Raw genomic sequence first — 22009 nt, forward strand, 5'->3', positions numbered from 1 at the left:
CATGACCAGGGCGGAAGCGATCGTGGAGGAACGGCGCCGCTACCTGAAGGCGATCCTGGAGTCACGCCGGGGATCGGCGCGCCGGCACCTGAAGGTGCTGCGCCGACTGCGGGGCAACGGTTACTGCGTCTGGGAACGACACGCGGACCGGACCTGGTCGGGGTGACCGGTCAGCTGACCCCCGGCCTCGGGGTCGCCGCCGCGGCGGTGGCCTCCGGGGCCGGTTCCCGCTCGGCCTGACGCCGCCCCTGGCGGTAGACCCGCATCTTGGCCCGGACCCCGCAGATGTCCATCGAACACCACCGACTGCTGCGATTGCGGGACCGGTCGTAGAAGACCCATTCGCAGCGGTGCTCGTGACATGCCTTGAGTCGTGGCCAGGTGCCCTCGACCACGGACCGGGTAACCGCGGCCAGCACGGTGGCCAGCACTCCCCGTACCCCGTCCTGGGTGGGTAGCAGTGCCGGGTCACCGTCGTCCTGAGCGAAGCCGACCACCAGTGGGCACCCGGCCGAGATGTGGGCCACCGTGCGGCGGGCCGTCGTCGCCGGCGGCCCGCCGTTGTGTTCCCGGGCCAGGGCCCGCAGGGCCTCCCGCAGGGCGATCGCGTCCCGCCGGTCGAGCTCGTCCGGTTGCACCTCGGGCCAGCCGTTGCGGGCCAGCCAGCGGGCGAACCCCGCCAGATCGGCGAACTCGTCCGGCCCGAATTCGACATTGACGCTGTTGATGAAGGCCTGTACCAATGCCAGTCCGTCCGGTGCGGCCGTCCTACCTCCGGGCTGTCCTCTCATTCCGCGAACTCTACCGGCTATTCAAATACATCGGTAGCGCTCAAGTCGAGTAGTTGCGCTAATAGCGGCTCCCTTGTCCGCCTCATGTTACCGCCATAGCGTTTTGCTGGTAACCGACCGGCGACGGAGGGACGCATCGTGACGACACTGCTGATCCGAGGCGGCAGCCTCTACCCGGCCGATGACGAGCATCGGGTGCTGCCCGACGGCGCGGTCCTGGTCACCGGCGACCGGATCGCCGCCGTCGGTCCGACCGAGGAGGTGGAGGCGACGCTGCTACCGCAGCAGCGCGCGGAACTCAGGGTGCTGGACGCCCGGGGCATGATGATCCTGCCCGGCTTCGTGAACCCGCACTGGCACGAGATGTTCGCGATGCGCTTCCCGTTCAAGGGGGCGCTGCGCTCCCCCAGCGACCGGGAGGACCGGCCGGTCTTCATGGCCCTGGGCGGCGATGTCCGGGCGATCTCCGGGGCCTTCGACGACTTCACCGACCTGATCGCGGATCTCACCCCGGACGAGGCGACCGCGATCGCGCGGTACTCGATGTGGACCCAGCTGCGGTCCGGGGTCACCACCCTGGGCGACGTCGGATCCTTCAACCACCCGACCGCCCTGGCCGCCGCCGCCCGGAGCCTGGGCATGCGCTGCTCGATCAGCACCTGGGCCAGTGACGCCCGGTGCGCGCCCGGGGAGACCCGCTTCCGTCGCACCCGGGACGCCGACCTGGTGCTGGCCGGCATCGAGGAGGTGGTCCGGGACCTGGCCGGGGACACCACCGGCCTGCTCCGGGCCCGTCCCACCGCGGTCTACAGCCTGAACATGACCGACGAGCTGGGGGCCGGCTTCGCCGAACTCGTCCGGCGCCACGACCTGCCCTTCGCCACCCATGTCGGCGCGCTGCGCAACGAGGTGGAGGTGTCCCGGACCTACTTCGGCGCCACCCCGGTCCGCCGCTTCGCCGACCTGGGGCTGCTCTCGGACCGGTTCATGGCGGTGCACTGCGCCTTCGCCGACGAGGACGAACGCAAGATGCTGGTGGCCGCGAACGCGCACATCAGCTACTCACCGGCCAAGTACGGCCCGGCCGGCGAGGCCACGGTGACCGAGACCCGGGCCATGCCGCACTTCCGTCGGGCCGGACTGGACGTGTCCCTGTCCACCGACGGCGCACCCCTGCCGGTGGGCGGCATGGCGGAGAACATGCGGGCCGTCTGGCAGCAACTCAACGAGATGTCCGCGGACCCGACCGAGGTCCGGCCCACCGACGCCCTGGCGATGGCCACCCGGATCCCGGCCCGAGGGCTGGACTGGGCCGGCATCGGCAGCCTGGAGCCCGGCCACCAGGCCGACATCCAGCTGATCCGTACCCAGGACTGGCGGTACCTGCTCAATCCCCGCCCGTTGGAGGGCTTCCTGGCTCTGGGCGGCTCCCAGGACGTGGACACCGTGCTGGTCGCCGGGCAGGTCCGGGTGCGTGGCGGGCGGCCGGTCGACCTCGACGAGAGCGACCTGCAGGCGCAGTACCTGGACGCTCTCGCCTCCTTCTCCATACGTCGCCTGGGGGTCGATCCCGGGGTCGTGGCGCAGTGGATCCGCCGAGCCACCAACACGGAAGGCGATTGACATGACGAGCGGAACAGCAGTGGTCACCGGGGCCGCGGGAGGCATCGGCGCGGCCGTCGTCCGGGCCCTGGCCGCGGCCGGGGTCGCGGTCGCGGCGCTGGATCGCAACCCGGTGGCCCTGAAGGAACTGGCCGACGAGGTCGAGGGGGTGCGAGCCTATCCGGTCGACGTCTCCGTCAGCGCCGAGGTCGACGAGGTGATCGACCAGGTCGAGCGGGAGCTGGGTGGGATCGGTTACCTGGTCAACGCGGCCGGGATCCTGCGTACCGCAGCGGCCACCGAGCTCACCGACGAGGACTGGAACAACACCTTCGCGGTCAACACGACCGGGGTGTTCCATGTCAGCCGGGCGGTCGCCCGGGCGATGGTGCCCCGCCGCTTCGGGGTGATCGTCACGGTCGCCTCCAACGCCACCGCGGTGCCGCGCTGGCACATGGGTGCCTACGCGGCCTCCAAGGCGGCGGCCACCAGCTTCACCAAGGTGCTCGGGCTGGAGGTGGCCGGGCACGGCATCCGGTGCAACGTGGTCGCGCCCGGCTCCACGGACACCCCGATGCTGACCTCCCTCTGGGCCGACGATGACGCCCGGCGGATCTCCATCGAGGGCACCGCGGACACCTTCCGGGTGGGCATTCCGCTGGGCCGGCTGGCCAGTCCCGCGGACATCGCCGCGGCGGTGCTGTTCCTGCTGTCGGACCGGGCGTCCCACATCACCCTGCACGAACTGGTCGTCGACGGCGGTGCGTCGCTCGGCGCCTGACCCTGCCCCACGAAACCCTGGAGACCACGGAGGCACCCATGTCGATCCCCGCGATCGCGCCGTACCCGATGCCGGCCGAACACGAACTGCCGGTCAACACCGTACGGTGGATCATCGATCCCGCCCGGGCGGTGCTGCTGATCCACGACATGCAGCGCTACTTCCTGCAACCCTTCTCGGCCACCCAGTCACCGGTCAGCGAGCTGGTGCCCAACGTCCAGGCGCTGCGGGAGGCCTTCACCGCGGCCGGCGCACCGGTCACCTACACCGCCCAGCCGGGTGGGATGGACGACCGGCAGCGTGGCCTGCTGAAGGACTTCTGGGGCAGCGGGATGAGCGCCGACCCGCAACACCGGGCGATCATCGACCAGCTGGCCCCGGCCGGGCCGGATGTCGTACACACCAAGTGGCGGCCCAGCGCCTTCTGCCGGACCGGTCTGCTCGACCAGCTCCGCGACCTGGGTCGCGACCAGCTGGTCATCTGCGGGGTGTACGCCCATGTCGGCATCCTGATGACCGCCCACGAGGGCTTCTCCAACGACATCCAGACCTTCCTGGTGGCCGACGCCATCGCCGACTTCACCCCGGAGTTCCACCGCCTGGCGTTGGAGTACGCGGCCTCCCGCTGCTCGGTGACCGTCTCCACCCGCACCGCCCTGGCCATGATGCAGGGGGCACCGCGATGACCTGGCTGGAACGGGTCACCGCCCCGGACGGGCCCCCCTTCGCCCTGCTGCACCGGCCCGGCCACGACCCCGACACCATCGACCTGATCATCGGTACGGCGGACACGGTGGAGCGGATCGCCGACATCCCCCTGCCCGTCGAGGGGGGCAGCGGGGCCCGGCACGACCTGCTGGCGATCCTGCCGTACCGGCAGATCCGCGAGCGCGGCTTCGAGGCCCCGGACGACGCGGCACCCCTGGTCACCATCGCGGTGACCGAACAGCAACGGCTGCCGATCGCCGAGGTGCTGGCCACCCTGCCCCAGGCCCCGATCGAGTACGACGGCGGCCACTTCGACCTGGACGACGACGAGTACGCCGCACTGGTGCAGCAGGTGATCGACGACGAGATCGGCACCGGGGCCGGGGCCAACTTCGTACTCAAAAGGTCCTTCCACACCGAGATCACCGGCTGGTCGACGCGGACCGCCCTGATCTTCTTCCGTCGCCTGCTCGGCCGGGATCCGGGGGCCCACTGGACCTTCCTGGTGCACACCGGCGAGCGCACCCTGATCGGTTCCTCCCCGGAACGGCACGTCACCCTGGACGCCGGCACGGTGACGATGAACCCGATCAGCGGGACCTACCGGTATCCGCCCGGCGGCCCCCACCTGGCCGGGATGCTCGACTTCCTGGCGGACGCCAAGGAGGCCAACGAGCTGTCCATGGTGCTCGACGAGGAACTGAAGATGATGGGCCGGATCTGCGACCGGGGTGCCCGGGCGATCGGTCCGCAGCTCAAGCAGATGGCCCGGGTGGCCCACACCGAGTACCTGATCGAGGGGCGCAGCACCCGGGATGTCCGGGACATCCTGCGGGAGACCCTGTTCGCCCCGACCGTGGTGGGGGGTCCCCTGGAGAGCGCCTGCCGGGTGGTCGCCCGGTACGAGCCCGGGGGGAGGGACTACTACGCCGGGCTGATCGCGTTGATCGGCCGGGACTCCGAGGGGGCCCGGCAGCTCGACTCGGCGATCCTGATCCGCACGGCCGACATCGACCTGGCCGGCCGGATGCGGATCGGGGTGGGTGCCACCCTGGTCCGCGACTCCCAGCCGGTCACCGAGGCGGCCGAGACCCGGGCCAAGGCGGCCGGGCTGCTGGAGGCCCTGGCCGACCAGCCGGGTGCCCCCGCCACCTGGCCGGACACCTCGGTGGGTCTGCACCCCTCGATCCGGCACGCCCTGGCCACCCGCAACCGGCCCCTGGCCGACTTCTGGTTCGACGACCCGGAGGACCGGGATCGGATCCAGCCCGGGCTGGCCGGTCGCCGGGTGCTCGTGATCGACGCCGAGGACACCTTCACGGAGATGCTCCGGCACGCCCTGGTGGCCCTCGGTTTCGAGGTGGAGGTACGCCGCTTCGACGAAGCGTACGACCTGGACCGGCACGATCTGGTGGTGCTCGGCCCCGGGCCCGGGGACCCCCGGCAGTTCACCGACCACAAGATCATGACCCTGCGGACGGCGGCCCGGCGGCTGCTCGCCCTGGGGGTGCCCTTCTTCGCCATCTGCCTGGGCCACCAGGTGCTCAGCACCGTGCTGGGCCTGGAGGTGACCCGGATCCCCTTCCCCAACCAGGGCACCCAGCGGCGGATCCCGTTCCGGCACCGCACCGAACTGGTCGGCTTCTACAACACGTTCGCCGCTCAGAGCCCGACGCCGGAGATCACCAGCCCGGACCGGCCGGGGGCGATCACGGTGTTGCGCGAGGCGGACAGCGGCGAGGTGCACGGGCTGATCGGTCCCGGATTCGCCTCGGTGCAGTTCCACCCGGAATCCGTGCTGACCCCCGGCGGCATTCGGATCATCGGTGAACTGCTCGGTGAAGTACTGCCGCAGAGAGTGAGAAGCATTGCTGATCACCGATCCCTTGTAGCCACCTCGACCGGATTCCTAGCCTCGGAGGCAACGGTGCAAGCGACGGCGAGGAGATGAACATGCAGGCATTGCCCCGCCTCGGTGACTGGGCCGACCTGGACGAACTGCGCGACCTTCAGGCCAAGCAGATCCCCAAGGTCATGGAGTGGGCCTCCCGGGCCCCCTTCTACGCCGGGCGCGACCTCACCGAGCTCACCGAACAACCCCTGACCACCAAGCAGAACCTCCGGGACCAGTACCCCTTCGGGATGCTCGCGGTGCCGCGCCGGGACCTGGCCACCTATCACGAGTCCAGCGGCACCGCCGGCCAGTCCACCCCCTCCTACTACACCGCGGAGGACTGGATCGACCTGGCCGAGCGGTACGCCCGCAAGTGGGTGGGGATAACCCCGGAGGACACCTTCTTCGTCCGCACCCCGTACGCCCTGATGATCACCGGTCATCTGGCCCAGGCCGGGGCCCGGCTGCACGGCGCCACCGTGGTCCCCGGCGACTACCGCTCCCTGGCCATGCCGTACGCCCGGGTGGTGCAGGCCCTGCACGACCTGGAGGTGTCCCTGACCTGGTCGATCCCGACCGAGCCCCTGGTCTGGGCGGCCACCGCCCGGGCGGCCGGGCTGGATCCGGCGCGGGACTTCCCCGCCCTGCGCGCCCTGTTCGTCGGCGGGGAACCCCTGACCGGGGCCCGGCGTCGCCGGATCAGCGAGATCTGGGGGGTGCCGATCGTCGAGGAGTACGGCTCGACCGAGACCGGCAGCCTGGCCGGGGAGTGCCGGCACGGCCGGATGCACCTGTGGGCCGACCGGATGGTCTTCGAGGTGTACGACCCGCAGACCGGCCGGATCAGCCCCGAGGGCCGGGGTCAACTGGTGGTCACCCCGTTGTACCGGGAGGCCATGCCCCTGCTGCGGTACAACCTGGAGGACGACGTCGAGGTGTCCTACGAGGACTGTCCGTGCGACTGGCGGCTGCCCTCCATCCGGGTCATGGGCCGGTCGGTGTACGGCCACCCGGTGGCCGACGGCACGGTGACCCAGCAGCAACTCGAAGAGATCATCTTCAGCCTGCCGATCGAGCACGAGGTGCTGTTCTGGCGGGCCCGCGCCGATCGGGACCTGCTGCGGGTCCAGTTCGAGGTGCCCGCCGAGCACCGGGAGGCCGCGGTCGCCCGGGTACGGGCGGCGATCGCCGATGAGGTGGGGGTACCCGCCGAGGTGACCGCCCTCGAACCGGGCACCCTGCTGCCCTTCCAGGTGCTCACCCAGAAGAAGGACGTCGTGAAGCCTCGCAGTCTGCTGGCGGCGGGCGAGGACTGGAGCAAGGCCCTGCCGTTCAACTGACCGACCCGGAAGGTGACTGTCATGACGACCTCTCAGGCCCCGGCCCCGCCCGCTACGGCGGCCGACCGGGAACGTATCGCCCAACTGGTGTGTGGCCACATGGCCACCCGGACCATCTCCGCCGCGGCGGCGCTGGGGGTGGCCGACATCATCGGCCCCGACGGCTCCGACTCGGCGCAGGTGGCGGCTGCGGCCGGCACCGATCCCGGCGCCACCCTGCGGCTGCTGCGGGCCCTGGCCGCGCTGGAGGTGCTGCGGGAGACCGAGCCGGGGCGGTTCGCCCTCACCGGCATCGGCGAGCTGCTGCGCACCGACCGACCGGATTCGATGGCCGAGTTCGTGGCGATGACCACCGACCCGGCGATGCTGGGCGGCTGGGCCCACCTGGACCAGGCCATCCGCACCGGAGGGGAGGTCTTCTCGACCACCTTCGGTACCTCCTTCTTCGGCCACCTGGCCGGGGACCCGCAACTGTCCGCCCGGTTCAACGCGGCCATGCGGCAGGGCACCCGGCTGGCCGCCCAGGTGCTGCCGCAGGCGTACGACTTCGGTCGCTTCCGTACGGTGGCCGACATCGGGGGCGGGGACGGCACCCTGCTGGCGGCCGTGCTCGCCGCCCACCCGGAGGTCCAGGGCCTGCTGTACGACACGGCCGAGGGCCTGGCCCAGGCGGACACCACCCTGGCCGGGGCCGGGGTGGCCGAGCGCTGCACCCTGGCCACCGGGGACTTCTTCGCCTCGGTGCCCGCCGGGGCGGAGGCCTACCTGCTCAAGAGCATCCTGCACGACTGGGACAACGAGCGAGCCGCGGTCATCCTGCGGCATGTCCGGGCGGTCATCCCGCCGCACGGCCGGCTGCTCATCGTCGACGCGGTGCTGCCGGACCTGGTCGACGCCCAGCGGTCCCCCCTGGGGCATCTGGGTGATCTGAACATGCTGGTGCAGCTCAGCGGCAGGGAGCGCACCCGCAGTGACTTCACCGCCCTGTGTCAGGCCACCGGGTTCCGGCTGACCTCGGTGACCGGGCTGGCCCCGGCCCGGTTCTCGCTGGTGGAGGCGGTGCCGACCGGATGTTGAGGTTCCCGGACGTGGCCAGTTTCGAGGCCTGGCTGACGCAGTGGCACGAGACCGCCGACGAGGTGTGGGTGCTGTTCCCGAAGAAGGGCGTGGAGGTGCCCTCCATCACCCGCTCGGAGACCCTGGACGTGGCCCTCTGCTTCGGCTGGATCGACGGCAAGGCCATGTCCGGTAACGCTCCCCAGGGTTGGTGGAGCCAACGGTTCACCCCCCGACGCAAGCGCAGCACCTGGTCGAAGGTGAACCGGGTACGGGTGGCCAAGCTGATCGCGGCGGGTCGGATGCGTCCGGCCGGGCTGCGTCAGGTGGAGTTGGCCAAGGCGGACGGCCGGTGGGAGGCGGCCTACGACTCGCCCAGCCGGGCGGAGGTGTCCCCGGAGTTCGCCGCCGCCCTGGCCGCCTCGCCGGCCGCCACGGCGGCCTGGGAGAAGCTGGGCTCCGGCCGCCGGTACGTGATGATCGTGACCTTGCAGAAGCTGAAGCGTCCGGAGACCCGACAGCGACGCATCGGCGAGTTCATCGCGACGCTGGCAGCGAGTTCGTGAGGGACTCCAGCCGGTCCAGGTAGTGCGGGCTGTACATGATGCCGAGCACGTTGCCGAAGGGGTCGGTGACGGCGGCCGTGACGAATCCGGCCTCCCGCTTGGTGATGGGCTCGTACTCGACCGCCCCCATGGCCAAGAGCCGGTCGAACATGGCCTCGATGTCGTCCACGTGCCAGTACACCACCGCCCCGCCCGGGACGGCCGCCGCGCCGGGCGGGGCCCAGGCCCGGTCGATGATCCCGAGTTCGTGCTCGTAGTCGCCGATGCGCCATTCGAGGTACGCGCCCCCGCGCTCGAAATACGGCTCGCCGCCGAGCAGCTCGGCGTACCAGGCCCGGGCGGCCGGTACGTCGTCCGCCCAGTAGGTGACCGTACTGAGTCCGCGCAGGGCTGCGACATTTCCCATTTAGTACCCCTTTTGCAGGCGATAGCCGAATAGCACCTTGCGGGAGGATAGCGGCTGACCGCCCGCCATCCCGGGAAGCACCCGCCAAGGTGGACTCCGGCGTGTCCCAGAACCCGGCGGACCCCGGCCGGATTCGAATCGAGCACCCGAGTAGCAGCCCTTATCGCGGGCTCATTGTCCCCCTCCTGTTACCAGCATTACGTTTTTCATGGTAACGACATCGAAGCGCGGAAGGGATCGACGTGACCAGGACCTACCCCGCCTACATCGGCGGCCGGGACGTCTACGGAGACAACCCCCGGTACGTGCACACCATCTCCGCGCGGGCGCTGCTCGACGACACGTTCGCCGCCCTGCGACTCAAGCGCGACCTGGACGAGGGCCGGCCCGGGGTGTCCGTCCCCGACGGCGAGGTGATCGCCGGGGCCTGTCTGGTGGCCGGCGAGGACCTGGCCCAACAGGCCCTGGAGGCCGCCGCCGCGGCGGCTCCGGCCTGGCGCCGGGTGCCCCTGGAGGAACGGATGCGGATCGGCCGCCGGATCATCGAGCGGCTGGCCGAACACGGCGAGACCCTGGTCGAGCTGCTGGTGGCCGAGGGTCAGCCCCGGGACATGTCCGAGGGCATGGTCTTCGGGGTCCCGCACACCACCTGGAGCGCCCAGACCCTGGACTGGTGTGCCGAGCAGATGGCCGTGACCCGCGGCGACGACCAGCGGGAGATGCTGCTGCGCCGGGTCCCCGACGGGGTGGTCTGCCTGAACCCACCGCAGAACGCCGCCACGGTCAACACCCTGAACGGGCTGACCGCCATGCTCGCCGGCAACACCCTGGTCGTCCGGGCCCCGCGCGGGGTGGGACTCAGCTGCATGTACCTGCTGCGGGAGATCGTGGCACCGGTGCTGGAGGAGGCCGGCGCCCCGCCGGGCACCCTGAACGCCCTGTGCGCGCCGCCGCTGCTGGACAGCTGGGTGGCCAGCCCGCTGGTCGACGACATCATCTACTTCGGCGGCAGCACCAAGGGCATCCAGTTCGAACGGGACTGCGTGGCGGCCGGCAAGAAGCCGATCCTGGAGCTGGCCGGCAACGACTGCTGTGTGGTCTGGCACGACGCCGACCTGGACGCCGCGGTGGACTCCCTGGCCCAGTTCTTCATGAACTCCGGGCAGATCTGCAACGTGCCCAACCAGGTGGTCCTGCACCCCGCCATCGCCGACGAGGTGATCGAGAAGCTGGTCTCGGTGCTCAAGGAGATCCGGCCGGGCTACCCGGAGGAGCGCGGGGTGGTGCTCACCCCCGTACTCGGGGCCGACTGGTTCTACGGCTGCCTGGGTGAGGCCCTGGCCAAGGGGGCCAAGCTGGTGCACGGCGGGCGGCGGTTGGAGACCGACGGCAGCGTCTCGGACACCGGCTTCTTCATCGAGCCGACCCTGGTGCGGATCGACGGCCTGACCGGCGCCCGGGACCTGTCCGTGGTCCGCGACGAGACCTTCTTCCCCCTGTTGCCGGTGATCGTGCCGGAGAGCGGCAGCACCGACGAGGAACTGTTCGACCAGGTGCTCGCCTTCGTCGAGGACAACGCGTACGGGCTGCGCAACTCCCTCTGGTCCCGCAGCCAGGCCACCATCACCCGATTCCTGGACTCGATCACCAACGGCGGCAACCTGAAGATCAACGACTCGCACGGCAACTTCCTGCCCTTCCTGCCCAACCAGGGCGGCACCGGACTGACCGGGGGCGTCTTCGGCGAGGCGAGCCATCCGATGTTGCGCACCACCCACCTCCAGGCCGTCAGCATCGGCCGCCTGTAGCGAACGGAGGAACCGACATGACCACGCGCACTCTCAAGGCGGTGACCGGGGGCACCGCCGCCGACCTCATCCGCCGGCTGGCCGACGACGAGACCTTCCCGGCGTACGCCCCGGATCTGGTGGCCGTGCACCGCGACGGCGACCACAGCGACTGGGTCCTCGCCTTCCGGGGCGGGGTGGCCCGCTGGACCCAACGAAGGCGGGTCCTCGCCGACCGGATCGAGTTCGAGCAGACCGACGGTGACTTCCAGGAGTACGCCGGCCACTGGTCGGCCACGGACGGACCGGACGGCTGCGAGGTCGAGTACACCGTCCGGTTCCGGACCAGCGTCCCGCACTTCGCCGGAGCGGTGGAGTCGGCCGCCGGCCGGGTTCTCACCCGTACCGCCCTGGCGGTGTTGGAGGGGGTAGGTCGGACGGCCCGGGTTACCCGGGGCGGACGCATCCTGTCCGACCTTCCCGAGGAGGTTTCCGGCCATGCGATTCGATGACATCTGGGTGGCCGGTACCGGTGCCACCCTGGGTGACCCGGTGCCGGTCTCCGGGGCGGTGGCGGCCGGAGCGTACTCCGCGGAGGCCGCCGCCAGCACCGGGATGATCAGTTACTCCCAGTCCACCCAGGCCCCGCCGGAGATGGCGGTGTCCAGCGGTCGCCAGGCGATCAAGGCCGCCGCCGAACACGCCGTGGAGATCGGCCCGACCAGCCTGCACCTGCACAGCCACGCCGGCTTCCAGGGCATCGACCAGTGGTCCGCCGCCTGCTGGATCGCCGGGGAGCTGATCGGCACCCAGCTCGACACCATGCCGATCACGGTGGCCGCCTGGTCCAACGGATCGATAGCCAGCCTGGAGGTGGCGGCGAACGCGCTGACCGCCAACCCGGCCCTGCCCTCGGCCCTGATCACCGTCGCCGACCGCTTCGGCCCACCCGGGGACCGCTTCCACACCTCCCCCGGCATGGTCTTCGGTGACGGGGCGGCCGCCGCGGTGCTCACCCGGGGCGCCGGCCGGTTCCGACTGCTGTCCTGTGTCGCCGAGGCCGACACCGTCCTCGGCGGGCTGGCCCGGGGCGACGAGCCCTTCCGGCTGTCGCCCAGCCCGGAGCCGGCCGACTCGCGTCGACGTACCCGGGAGTTCCTGGCCCAGGGCGAGGTGTCACTGCGCGACATCCAGACCCGTACCACCCAGCGGGTGCGCAGCGTCGTCAGCCGTGCCCTCGACGAGGCCCAGGTCAGTCCGGACCAGGTGGACTGGATGGTCACCCCCTTCGTCGGCCGCACCCTCTACCACAACAGCTTCGTCCGCCCTCTCGACTTCACCCCCCGCAACACCCTGCTCGAGTTCGGTCTGACGATCGGGCACCTCGGCGCCGCGGACCAGATCCTCGGACTGCACCACCTGGCCGGATCGGACCTGCTCGAACCGGGGTCTCGGATCCTTCTGATCGGCACCGGCATGGGTTTCACCTTCTCCGCCGCGGTGCTCACCGCGGGCGACGACTGACGGAAGGACCAGCGCGATGCACACCGCCCAGAGCACCACCTCACGGATCAGCGCCACCGAACCGCTGATGTCCCCGGCCGGCCTCCGAGCCGACATCCCCCTCCCGGCCCTGCTGGCCGATCGGGTCGAACACGCCCGACACTCCATCGGCCGCATCCTGCACGGCGACGACGACCGCCTGGTGGTGGTCGCCGGCCCCTGCTCCATCCACGACCCACGCGCGGCCCTGACCTACGCGGAGAAACTCGCCGCGGTGGCCGAACGGGTCTCCGGCTCCCTCCAGATCGTGATGCGGGTGTACGTGGAGAAGCCCCGCACCCGGCTCGGCTGGAAGGGCCTGGTCAGCGACCCCCTGCTGGACGACTCGGACGACCTGGCCACCGGGCTGCGGGTGGCCCGCCGCACCATGGTCGACGTGTTGGGGGTGGGCCTGCCGGTGGGCTGCGAGTTCCTCGACCCGACCGTCGGCCGCTACCTGTCCGACCTGGTCTCCTGGGGCTCGATCGGGGCCCGCACGGTGCAGAGTCAACCGCACCGGCAGCTCACCAGCGGTCTGCCGATGCCGGTCGGGTTCAAGAACTCCACCTGCGGCAACGTCGAGGACTCCATCGACGCGATCGTCACGGCCGGACGCGGACACGTGTACCCGGGTCTCACCGACGACGGGCACGGGGCGGTCATGCGTACCAGCGGCAACCCGGACTGCCATGTCGTCCTGCGGGGCGGCGCCGACGGCCCGAACTTCAGCCCGCAACACGTCTCCCAGACCCTGGACCGGCTCCGCGCCGCCGACCTGTCCAGGGGTCTGTTCATCGACGCCAGCCACGGCAACTGCGGCAAGGACCACGTCCGGCAGCCCAAGGTGGTCGAGGACCTGGCGTTGCGGATCGCCGACGGCGAGCGGGGCATCGCCGGGGTGATGATCGAAAGCTTCCTCACCGAGGGCCGGCAGAACCTGGTGCCGGGACAGTCGCACCGGCTCATCTACGGGCAGAGCGTCACCGACAGCTGCGTGGGCTGGGAGCGCACCGAACACCTGATCGACCTGCTCGCCGACGCGGTGAGCACCCGCCGGTCCGCCTACGGCCTGGCGATGGCCGGCTGAAGCCGCTTCGGAGAGAGGAATCCGCCCATGTCCACGACATCCACCTCGTCGCTTCCCCTGGCCGGCTCCGGCCAGGGGGCGGCGCCCGCGCCGGCCCACCGGGTGCCCCTCACCGGCACCCCCGATCCGACCCGGGCGGTCGCCGCCCTGGCCGCCCTGCTGCGCCGCTACACCGGAGAGGACGAGATCCGCATCGGGCGGCGCGCCCCCGGGGTCCACACCACACTGCTCATGTCCTTCCCGGACACGGCCGCCCTCGGCACCCTGACCGAGCCGGCGGTGCAGCTCGGCGAGGAGGTGACCCCCCAGGGGGTCGTGGTCAGCGACGGGCTGCCGGCCCGGGCGGCCGAGGTGCCGACCGTGGTGGTCGGCGAGGCCGGCCTGGAGTTGCTGATGCCGGCCGACATCTTCGACGAGGCGGCCGTGGCCCAGTACGCCCGGCACCTGGAGCGGATCCTGGCCGCCGGGCCGGAGGTCTCGGTCGCCGAGGTGGCTCTGCTGACCGAGGCGGAGACCCGGCGCGCCCTGGTCGAGTGGAACGACACCGACGCCGCCATCCCCGCGCCGTTCATCCACGAGCTGGTCGCCGAGTACGCCCGCACCACCCCGGAGGCCGTCGCGGTGGCCCTCCCCGACGAGCAGGTCACCTACCGGGAGTTGGACAGCCGGGCCAACCAGTTCGCCCACCGGCTCCGGGCGGCCGGGGTACGCCGTGGCGACCGGGTGGGGGTCTGCTTCCCGCGCGGCGCGGACGCCCTGATCGCCCAACTGGCCTGCTTCAAGCTGACCGCGGCGGCGATCCTGATGGATCCCGGCTTCCCGGCCGACCGGCTGCGGTTCATGCTCGAGGACTCCTCCGCCGTCGCCGTGCTGACCAGCACGGAGCACACCGCCCTGGTCGAGGGGGCCGACTGCCCGGTCATCGACCTGTGGGCCACCGACTGGGCCGCCGAGCCGACCACGGAGGTGCACGAGCCGGTCACCGCGGACGACTTCATCCACATCGGATACACCTCCGGCTCCACCGGGGCACCCAAGGCCGTGCAGGCCCGGTTCGGTCCCGCCCGCAACCTGATCCACGCCATGCGTGAGCTGTGCGGGATGACCGCGGCCTCCCAGGGCACCTGGCTGGCCGCACCCGGGTACGGGATGATCCAGGTCGAGTGCTTCCCGGTGCTCGCGGCCGGTGCCACCGTGCACATCCCGGAGGCCAGCGTGGTCGCCTCCCCGGAGCGTCTCCAGGAGTGGATCCTCCGGTACGGCATCACCACCACCCTGCTGATGAAGCCGATGGCCGAGCGGCTGTGGCTGCTGGAGTGGCCGGCCGACACCAGGCTGCGCGACATCCGGGTCTGCGGCGAGCGGATTCAGGCCTGGCCCCCGGCCGGCCTGCCCTTCCGCCTGATCAACCTGTACGGCTCCTCCGAGGCGACCACGGTCTCCGCCTGCGACATCACCGCCCTGGGCCAGTCCCTGGGCGAGGCGGGCCGGGCCCGGGCCCTGCCGCCGATCGGCCGACCGATCGACAACGTGCGGACCTACGTGCTGGATGAGTGGTTCCGTCCGGTGCCCCCGGGGGTGGTCGGGGAATTGTGCGTGACCGGGGACAGTCTCTCCGCCGGGTACGTCAACCGTCCGGAGCTGACCGCCCAGAAGTGGATCAGCAACCCGATCGACCCGGAACGCTCCCCCATCCTGTACCGCACGGGCGACATGGCCCGCTACTGGGCGGACGGCAGCATCGAGATCGTCGGCCGCCGAGACGGCCAGATCAAGGTACGCGGCAACACCGTCCACCTGGCCGAGATCGAGATCGTCCTCGGCGCCCAGCCGGGGGTACGGCGTACGGCCGTGCTGGCCCGCGCGGACGGTCAGGGGGACACCCAGCTCACCGCGTACATCGAGCCGGAGGCGGGGGCCACCCCGGCGGTCCGGGACATCCGCCGGGCCCTGCGCAAGCGCCTGCCGGCCTTCATGGTGCCCTCCTCCTTCGTGGTCGGCGAGATCCCGCTGAACACCAACGGCAAGATCGACCGGGGCGCACTGCCGGAGCCGCCGCGGTCCCGGCCGGACGTGGACAGCCCCTACCAGGCCCCCACCACGGACCTGGAGCGGGAGCTGCACGAGCTGTGGACCGCCGCCCTGGAGGTCGAGGGGCTGGGGGTGCTGGACAACTTCTTCGACCTGGGCGGGGACTCGCTGCGGGCGGCCCGGGTGACCGGCCAGGTGGCCGACCGGTACCAGCTGGAGGTGGAGGTCGGGGACCTGTTCCACGAGCCGACCATCGCCCGGATGGCCGCCTACCTGGCCGCGGAGCGGGAGGCCCGGCCGGCCCTGGCGACGATCTGAACCACAGCGAAGGGGAGGGTCACCCGGTCGGGTGGCCCTCCCCTTCTGCGTTGCCTACGCGGTTCAGTCCCGCAGCTCCCGGTCGACCAGGTCACCGGCCGCCCCGACGTACCCGGCCGGGTCCAGCAGCCGGGTCAGCTCCTGCTCGCTGAGGTGCCCCGCGACCCGGGAATCGGCCCCCAGCACCTGGTGCAGGGGCTGCCCGGTCTGCTCGGCCACCCGGCTGGCCTCGGTGAGCAGGGCCCGGGCGGGGGCCCGGCCCAGGTGCGGCGTCAGTACGGCGGCCACCCGCTCGGTGGCCACCCGGTTGCCCGTCAGGGCCAGATTGGCCCGCATCCGCTCCGGCCGTACCGTCAGCCCGGCGGCCAGCTGTTCCGCGGTGTGCGCGGCGCCGCCGACCAGGCGCAGCAGCTCCCGCAGGGGCAGCCACTCGGCGTGCCAGACCCCGGCGGACCGCTCGTCCTCGGCGACCAGGCACTGGGTCAGGGCCGCCGCGTAGCAGGGGGCTTGCAGGGCGGCGCTGCGGATCAGGGTGGACAGCACCGGGTTGCTCTTGTGCGGCATGGCCGAGGAACTGCCCCGCCCGGCCACGGTCGGCTCGGCCACCTCACCGATCTCGGTACGCACCAGCACCAGCACGTCCGCGGCGAACTTCCCCAGGGCCCCGGCGGTGTGGGCCAGGGCGGCGGCCAGGTCCGCCATCGGGGTACGCAGGGCGTGCCAGGGCAGCACCACCGCGGCCAGCCCGGTCTCCTCGGCGTACGCGGCCGTCAACCTGGCGGGGTATCCCTCGCCATGGTGACCGTCCACATTGGCGTACTCCTGGTATCCGGCCAGGGTGCCGGCGGCGCCGCCCAGGGCCACCGGCAGCACCAGGGCGTCCAGCCGGTCCCGGGCGTCCAGCACCAGCCGACGCCACCCGGCCGCCTTGAGCCCGAAGGTGGTCGGCACCGCGTGCAGGGCCAGGGTCCGCCCGGCCATCACGGTGTCCCGGTGTCGGCCGGCCAGTACGCCCAGCGAGGTGGCCACCGCGGTCAGGTCGGCGCGGATCAGGGCGATCGCCCGCCGAGCCACCAGCATCGCCCCGGTGTCGAAGATGTCCTGGCTGGTGGAGCCGCGGTGCACGTACTCGGCCGCGGCCCGGTCCTTGGCGGCCACCCCGGCGGTCAGCGCCTGGACCAGGGCGACGACCGGGTTGGCGGTCTCCCGGGAGGCCAGGGCGATGGCGCGTACGTCGAAGGCCTCCACCCGGGCGCACCGGGTGATCACCTCGGCGGCCTCCGGCGGCAGGGTGCCCAGCCGGGCCTGGGCCCGGGCCAATGCCGACTCCGCGTCGAGCATGGCCTGGACCCAGGCAGAATCGTCGACGGCCGCCTCGACCGGTGTCCCGGCCCGTACCGGAGACAGCAGTCCGGTGGACTCCGTCACACGATCACCCCTATCGGGTCCTCGTCCGGCGCCTCCGCGAAGGCCCGGCGTACCTCGCGGGGCACCCGGGCCACCTCGGGCAGCCCCAGCACCTCACGGGCGATGGCGTCCGAATCGGCCAGGGTCACCGAGTCGACCCCGGGCCGGATGCCGGCCGCGGTCACCCAGTGCACCGACTCGGTGGGTACCCCGTAGGCGAACCGCCGGGGATGAGGGCGCCCGCAGCCGTCCAGCAGCCGGTAGGGGCGCTCCGTGACGGCCAGCCCGCCGGTCTCGTAGCTGCCGATCCGGTACGGGACCGCCTGATCGGTGTCCAGCAGATGCCGCAGCAGGGGATCCTCCGTACGGCGCAGGTCGGGTTCCGGCAACCGGGCCTCGATCAGCACCCGGGACCGGATCGGCTCACCGGGCACCGCGCTGGACCCGCTGACGAAGGCCGGCTCCGTGGTGTCCAGCCGGATCCAGGTGCCCGGACCGGTCAGGGTGAGCACCCCGGCCTCGATCAGGGCGATCATCTGCTCGACCCGGACGGCGGGGGGTCCGATGGAGAGGTACCCGTTCAGGGGGGTGTACCACCCCTCCAGGTCGTCCCGGTGCGACTCACCACTGAGACCGCCGTGGTCGACCGCCAGCCGGATCTCGTTGCGCAGGTCCCGCAGCACGTCCAGGGCCGCCTTCAGGGGTCCCTCGACATTGCCGGCCCGAGCCGCCCGCACATCGGCGCGCAGGTGCTCCAGCAGCCAGCCCTGGAAGTCCGTCCGGTCGACGAAGGTGCTGTCGCCGTACGGGCGGGCCAGCCGCTCCCAACTGAACCTGCGCCGCGGCGCGATGCCGTACGCCTCCAGCACCTCGGTGGTGTCCCCGCCGATCGGGACGGCCAGGAAGTCGGCCTGGAAGGCCATCGCCTCCGACCCCAGCCCGAGCAGGGTCGTGTAGTAGACGTTCTCCACCTCCCGGGCGATCACCGGCCACAGGTCCCGGGTGAAGTTGATCGGCCGGGGCAGGTCCGCCACGTACTCGGCGGTCAGCAGCAGCGGCAGGTGTCGGCCGGCCGCCCCCTTCTGGTTCTCGCCCCGGGACTGGTAGGGCACCCCCCGCCGGGAGCTGGCGTACAGCCGGGGTTCCCGGCCGGAGGGCCGGTAGGTCAGCCACCCGTCCGGCCTGGTGACGAAGGAGCCACCTCGGCCGACCGTCAGCAGGGCCATGTGGTCGAAGAAGTTCAGCCCCAGCCCACGCAGCAGCACCGGCTCCCCCGGCCCGATCTCGTCCAGATCCAGGTCGGCCGGGTTGGCCGGGGTCAGGTACCGCAGGTGGTGGATGCGGGACAGGCTGGCCGTACGGGCCTCCCGGGCGGTGGGCCGGACCTGCTGGTGACCGAGGGCCAGGACCACCGCGTCCAGGTCGTGCAGCCGGGTCCCGTCGGCCAGCCGTACCCCCTGCGGGCCGCCGGTGACCCCGTCGGTGTCGGCCAGGGCGATGGCCCGGGACCGGTGGCAGCGGACGGTCACATGGCGGGGGGCCTGCTCCACCACCCGCCGGAAGGCGGCCTGGAGGTAGCGGCCGTAGAAGGCCCGGGAGGGGTAGGAGTTCGGGCCGAGGGCACGCGCCTCCTCGTCGGGCTGGTCCAGCGCCCACTCGTACAGGCTGGGGCCGGGCTCGATCGGGCCCTCGATGCGTGAGCTGTCATCCGACCAGACCGTGATCTGGGCGGCCACGGTGTTCGTCATCAGGTGGCGGGACTGGTCACAGCGCCACACCGCCCCGGCGCCCGCCCCGGCCGGGTCGACGACATGCACCACGACCTCGTCGTGCGAGGGTCGGGCGCGTTCGTTGGCACAGAGTCGTTCCAGCACGGACAGTCCGCGAGGCCCGGCCCCGATGATGCAGATCTCGGTCATGCCGCCACTCCCTGCACGGTCGGGCGGACGGGGGCCCCGGCGACCCGGGTGCCGTGCATCCAGGCCAGGTGCTCGCGCAGGTCCTGCTGGGAGAGACCGCGCAGCCGCTCGTTGCGGCGGCGGGCCGCAGCTCCGGCCGGGTGCCACAGCACGACACTGTTCCGGGCCGCCCGCTGCACCGCCGCGGTCCGACCGGCCCGCTCGGCCGCGTACCCCCGCAGTCCGGCCTCGGGCGATGCCCCCGGGGTCAGGTGTCGGGCCAGCACCACCGCGTCCTCCAGGGCCTGGCAGGCACCCTGAGCGGCGTAGTGCAGCATCGGATGAGCAGCATCCCCGAGCAGGGCCACCCGACCCTCGGTCCAGGTGTCCACCGGTTCCCGGTCGACCAGGGTCCAGGTCTTCCACTCCTCGCCGAGGGCCAGCAGCCGCTGGGCCGTCCCGCCCAGGGCGGGGAACTCGGCCCGGGCCCGCTCCCGGCTGACCGGTCTGCCGGCCACCGCGGTGGTGCTGCCGTCGACGCTGCTGGCGGCCAGGTTCAGGTACCGGCCCCCGGCGATCGGGTAGTGCACGAAGTGGCATCCCGGCCCGGCCCACCAGACCACGGACCGGTCGTACCGCAGGTCCGCCGGCACCCGGTCCATCTCGACGACCGCCCGGTAGACCGTGATGCCGGAGACGATCGGATCACCGTCGCCGACCATCTGCTGCCGGATCGCGGAGTGCAGGCCGTCGGCGCCGATGACGACCTCGCCGTCAACCCGTTCCCCGTCCGCCAGGGTCACCCAGACGGAGAGGTCCTCCTGGCCGTACCCGAGGACCGGGGCGTCGCTGCGCAGTTCGATCGCGGCCGTGTCGCGGCAGGCGTCCAGCAGGGCGGTGTGCAGCTCGGCCCGGTGCACCACGACGTACGGGCGCCCGAAGCGACGCCGGTAGGCCTCGGTGAGTTCCAGGCTGGTCACGTGTTCCCCGGTGACCCCGTCCATGAACCGCAACTCGTCCATGCGTACCGCCCCGGCCCGCACGGTGGCCCCGACCCCCAGCTGATCCAGCGCGTGCAGGCCATTGGGGGCCAACTGGATGCCGGCGCCGATCTCGGCGAACCGTGCCGCCTTCTCCAGGACGGTGACCTGGTGGCCGGTGCGGGCCAGGGCCAGGGCGGTGGCGAGTCCGCCGATGCCGCCACCGGCGATGATCACCCGGGACATCAGGCCCTCCCGTCCCCGGCCAACAGCCGCGCCAGCTCCAGCCTCTTGATCTTCGTGGTGGCGGTGTGCGGCAGGTCCCCGATGCGCCACTGGATCGGCTCGCCCATCGCCGGCAGACCGGCTACCGCGGCCCGCCAGGCCACCGGGTCCAACGGGCGGTCGTCCCGGGTGCACACCACCGGCACCGCGCCGCCGTCGGCCCCCGGCACGATGACCACCTCGGCCAGTTCCGGGATCCGGCTGAACAGGGTGTCCTCGGCGGCCAGGGTGGAGCCGAAGCCCTCGATCAGGTCGACCTCGCGGTCCAGCAGGTGCACACACCCCCAGCGGGTGCGATAGCCGACATCCCCCATCCGCCACCAGCCACCGGCGGAGAGCTGGGCGTCGTAGCGCTGCTGCTCGCCCAGGTAGGTGACGATCCGGCCCCCGCTGCGTACCTCGATGAAGCCGGGGTTCTCGGCCGAGGGCGGCTTGCCGTCCCGGCTGACCACCCGTACCCCGGTCATGCCCGGGAAAGGCATCCCCACGCACCGCCCGTCGGCGTCCTCCCCCCGCCCCCGGGTGTAGGTGCGGCCGATCACCGGACCGACCTCGCTCTGGCCGTACAACTGCCCGAAGACCGGGTTGCGTCGACGGGAGGCGTCCAGCAGCCGCCGGATGGTCCTGGGGTGGATGGCGTCGAAGGTGGAGCTGAACAGCTTCACCCCGGCCAGCGGCCCTCGTGGGTCGTCCGCCAACCCCTCCCACTCCATCAGCGAGTTGGGGTGGGCCTCCAGCACCCCGGGGCGCAGCCGACTGAACAGGTCCGCCACCCGATCCGGGTCGGAGTCCACCAGCACCACGATGGGACAGCCCCGCAGCAGGGACATGGCCAGCGCGGTCATCAGCCGGGAGTGCACGAAGGAGACATGGATGGCCACGGTCTCCCGGCGTCGCAACAGCGCGGTGACCACCGAGATCTGCGGCCGGTACCGGGCCTGGAGGGTGAACCCGGTGTGCACGGCCAGCTTGGGGATCCCGGTGGTGCCGGAGGTGTGTGTGATCAACGCCGGACGGTCCGCGGGCACGGTGACCACGGGCACCCGGGGTGCCCCGGCGAATTCACCGAACGACTTCGCCCCGGGGTGACTTCCGGCGGTCAGCAGGATGCCCGCGGCCCGGTCGAAGATCACCTCCGGCAGACCGGCCAGCTTGGCCTCGTCGGTGACGAGGAAGGGCCGGTCGGCCCGGCGTACCAGTTCCGCCACGGTGTCCCCGTCCAGGCTGGGGGAGAGCAGCACCGGCACCCCGCCGATCCGGGAGACCGCGAAGGCCAGCAGGGTGATGTCGAACCCGTTCGTCTTGTGCACGACCACCCGGTCGGCCGGGCGTACTCCGGCGGCCCACAGCCGGGCGGCGTAGTCGTCGATCAGGTCGGCTACCTCACCGACCGTCAGCCGCCGCCCCAGGTCGGGGGCGATCTGCAGATCGTGGTCCAGAGTGACCACATTGGTGGGGTGTCGCCGGGCGGCCCGCTCGAAGAGGGTGCCGAGCTGGATGCCCCGGTTCCTGATGCGTTGCAGCAGCATG

The 22009-nt window shown here is 71.9% G+C and carries 19 protein-coding genes; 13 read left to right on the plus strand and 6 right to left on the minus strand.

The features are described 5' to 3' along the window. Position 1: 1 nt before the first annotated feature. Positions 2-166, plus strand: a complete 165-nt coding sequence (locus ACGFIK_RS21215) for a hypothetical protein (RefSeq protein ID WP_327022919.1) — start codon at positions 2-4, stop codon at positions 164-166. 4 nt (positions 167-170) lie between these two features. Here ACGFIK_RS21215 and ACGFIK_RS21220 read toward each other — a convergent pair whose 3' ends face one another. Then, positions 171-791, minus strand: a complete 621-nt coding sequence (locus ACGFIK_RS21220) for a CGNR zinc finger domain-containing protein (protein WP_327022920.1) — start codon at positions 789-791, stop codon at positions 171-173. Between the two features lie 138 nt (positions 792-929). On the opposite strand from ACGFIK_RS21220, the gene ACGFIK_RS21225 reads away from it, so the two are divergent. From ACGFIK_RS21225 to ACGFIK_RS21255, 7 genes are read left to right on the plus strand one after another with little or no spacing between them, the layout of a single operon-like run. After that, positions 930-2414 (plus strand): amidohydrolase family protein, encoded by a 1485-nt coding sequence (locus ACGFIK_RS21225; RefSeq protein ID WP_327022921.1) that lies wholly within the window; start codon positions 930-932, stop codon positions 2412-2414. Between the two features lies 1 nt (position 2415). Next, positions 2416-3174, plus strand: coding sequence for a 2,3-dihydro-2,3-dihydroxybenzoate dehydrogenase (locus ACGFIK_RS21230; protein WP_327022922.1), 759 nt, complete (start codon positions 2416-2418; stop codon positions 3172-3174). Positions 3175-3212: 38 nt separating this feature from the next. Further along, complete coding sequence (locus tag ACGFIK_RS21235; protein ID WP_327022923.1) at positions 3213-3860, plus strand: isochorismatase family protein; 648 nt, start codon at positions 3213-3215, stop codon at positions 3858-3860. Then, on the plus strand, positions 3857-5833 hold the full coding sequence (locus ACGFIK_RS21240; RefSeq protein ID WP_393340797.1) for an anthranilate synthase family protein: 1977 nt from the start codon (positions 3857-3859) through the stop codon (positions 5831-5833). The genes ACGFIK_RS21235 and ACGFIK_RS21240 overlap by 4 nt, the downstream gene beginning before the upstream one ends. 2 nt (positions 5834-5835) lie before the next feature. Beyond that, entirely contained in the window at positions 5836-7116 is a 1281-nt protein-coding gene (locus tag ACGFIK_RS21245) for an AMP-binding protein (protein WP_327022925.1), read from the plus strand. A 21-nt stretch (positions 7117-7137) separates the two neighbouring features. Further along, complete coding sequence (locus ACGFIK_RS21250; protein WP_393340800.1) at positions 7138-8193, plus strand: methyltransferase; 1056 nt, start codon at positions 7138-7140, stop codon at positions 8191-8193. An 11-nt stretch (positions 8194-8204) separates the two neighbouring features. After that, entirely contained in the window at positions 8205-8738 is a 534-nt protein-coding gene (locus tag ACGFIK_RS21255) for a YdeI/OmpD-associated family protein (protein ID WP_357531160.1), read from the plus strand. Here ACGFIK_RS21255 and ACGFIK_RS21260 read toward each other — a convergent pair. Then, on the minus strand, positions 8710-9144 hold the full coding sequence (locus ACGFIK_RS21260; RefSeq protein ID WP_393340803.1) for a VOC family protein: 435 nt from the start codon (positions 9142-9144) through the stop codon (positions 8710-8712). The genes ACGFIK_RS21255 and ACGFIK_RS21260 overlap by 29 nt on opposite strands. 242 nt (positions 9145-9386) lie before the next feature. Between ACGFIK_RS21260 and ACGFIK_RS21265 the strand changes: the two genes are divergently transcribed. Genes ACGFIK_RS21265 through ACGFIK_RS21285 form a run of 5 tightly spaced genes read left to right on the plus strand, consistent with a single transcriptional unit; the run spans position 9387 to position 15909 of the window. Then, positions 9387-10952, plus strand: a complete 1566-nt coding sequence (locus ACGFIK_RS21265; RefSeq protein WP_327022929.1) for an aldehyde dehydrogenase — start codon at positions 9387-9389, stop codon at positions 10950-10952. Between the two features lie 17 nt (positions 10953-10969). Next, a complete protein-coding gene (locus tag ACGFIK_RS21270; protein ID WP_393340808.1) occupies positions 10970-11443 on the plus strand; it encodes a type II toxin-antitoxin system RatA family toxin in 474 nt (157 codons plus the stop codon). Then, positions 11430-12455: a ketoacyl-ACP synthase III family protein gene (locus tag ACGFIK_RS21275; protein WP_327022931.1), complete on the plus strand. Its 1026-nt coding sequence runs from the start codon at positions 11430-11432 to the stop codon at positions 12453-12455. Before ACGFIK_RS21270 ends, ACGFIK_RS21275 begins: the two co-directional genes overlap by 14 nt. A gap of 16 nt (positions 12456-12471) precedes the next feature. Further along, positions 12472-13560, plus strand: a complete 1089-nt coding sequence (locus tag ACGFIK_RS21280) for a 3-deoxy-7-phosphoheptulonate synthase (RefSeq protein ID WP_327022932.1) — start codon at positions 12472-12474, stop codon at positions 13558-13560. A gap of 27 nt (positions 13561-13587) precedes the next feature. Beyond that, complete coding sequence (locus ACGFIK_RS21285) at positions 13588-15909, plus strand: amino acid adenylation domain-containing protein (protein WP_393340811.1); 2322 nt, start codon at positions 13588-13590, stop codon at positions 15907-15909. Between the two features lie 63 nt (positions 15910-15972). Here the strand turns inward: ACGFIK_RS21285 and ACGFIK_RS21290 are convergent, their stop codons facing one another. From ACGFIK_RS21290 to ACGFIK_RS21305, 4 genes are read right to left on the minus strand one after another with little or no spacing between them, the layout of a single operon-like run. Beyond that, complete coding sequence (locus ACGFIK_RS21290) at positions 15973-17337, minus strand: adenylosuccinate lyase family protein (RefSeq protein ID WP_393340814.1); 1365 nt, start codon at positions 17335-17337, stop codon at positions 15973-15975. Then, a complete protein-coding gene (locus ACGFIK_RS21295; RefSeq protein WP_393340817.1) occupies positions 17334-19235 on the minus strand; it encodes an FAD/NAD(P)-binding protein in 1902 nt (633 codons plus the stop codon). The genes ACGFIK_RS21290 and ACGFIK_RS21295 overlap by 4 nt, the downstream gene beginning before the upstream one ends. After that, positions 19232-20440: an FAD-dependent monooxygenase gene (locus ACGFIK_RS21300; RefSeq protein ID WP_393340820.1), complete on the minus strand. Its 1209-nt coding sequence runs from the start codon at positions 20438-20440 to the stop codon at positions 19232-19234. The genes ACGFIK_RS21295 and ACGFIK_RS21300 overlap by 4 nt, the downstream gene beginning before the upstream one ends. Continuing rightward, complete coding sequence (locus ACGFIK_RS21305; RefSeq protein ID WP_357531152.1) at positions 20440-22008, minus strand: class I adenylate-forming enzyme family protein; 1569 nt, start codon at positions 22006-22008, stop codon at positions 20440-20442. Before ACGFIK_RS21305 ends, ACGFIK_RS21300 begins: the two co-directional genes overlap by 1 nt. Between the last annotated feature and the right edge of the window lies 1 nt (position 22009).

Source organism: Micromonospora sp. NPDC048871 (genome assembly GCF_043198155.1).
In the GTDB taxonomy this organism is placed as follows: domain Bacteria; phylum Actinomycetota; class Actinomycetes; order Mycobacteriales; family Micromonosporaceae; genus Micromonospora.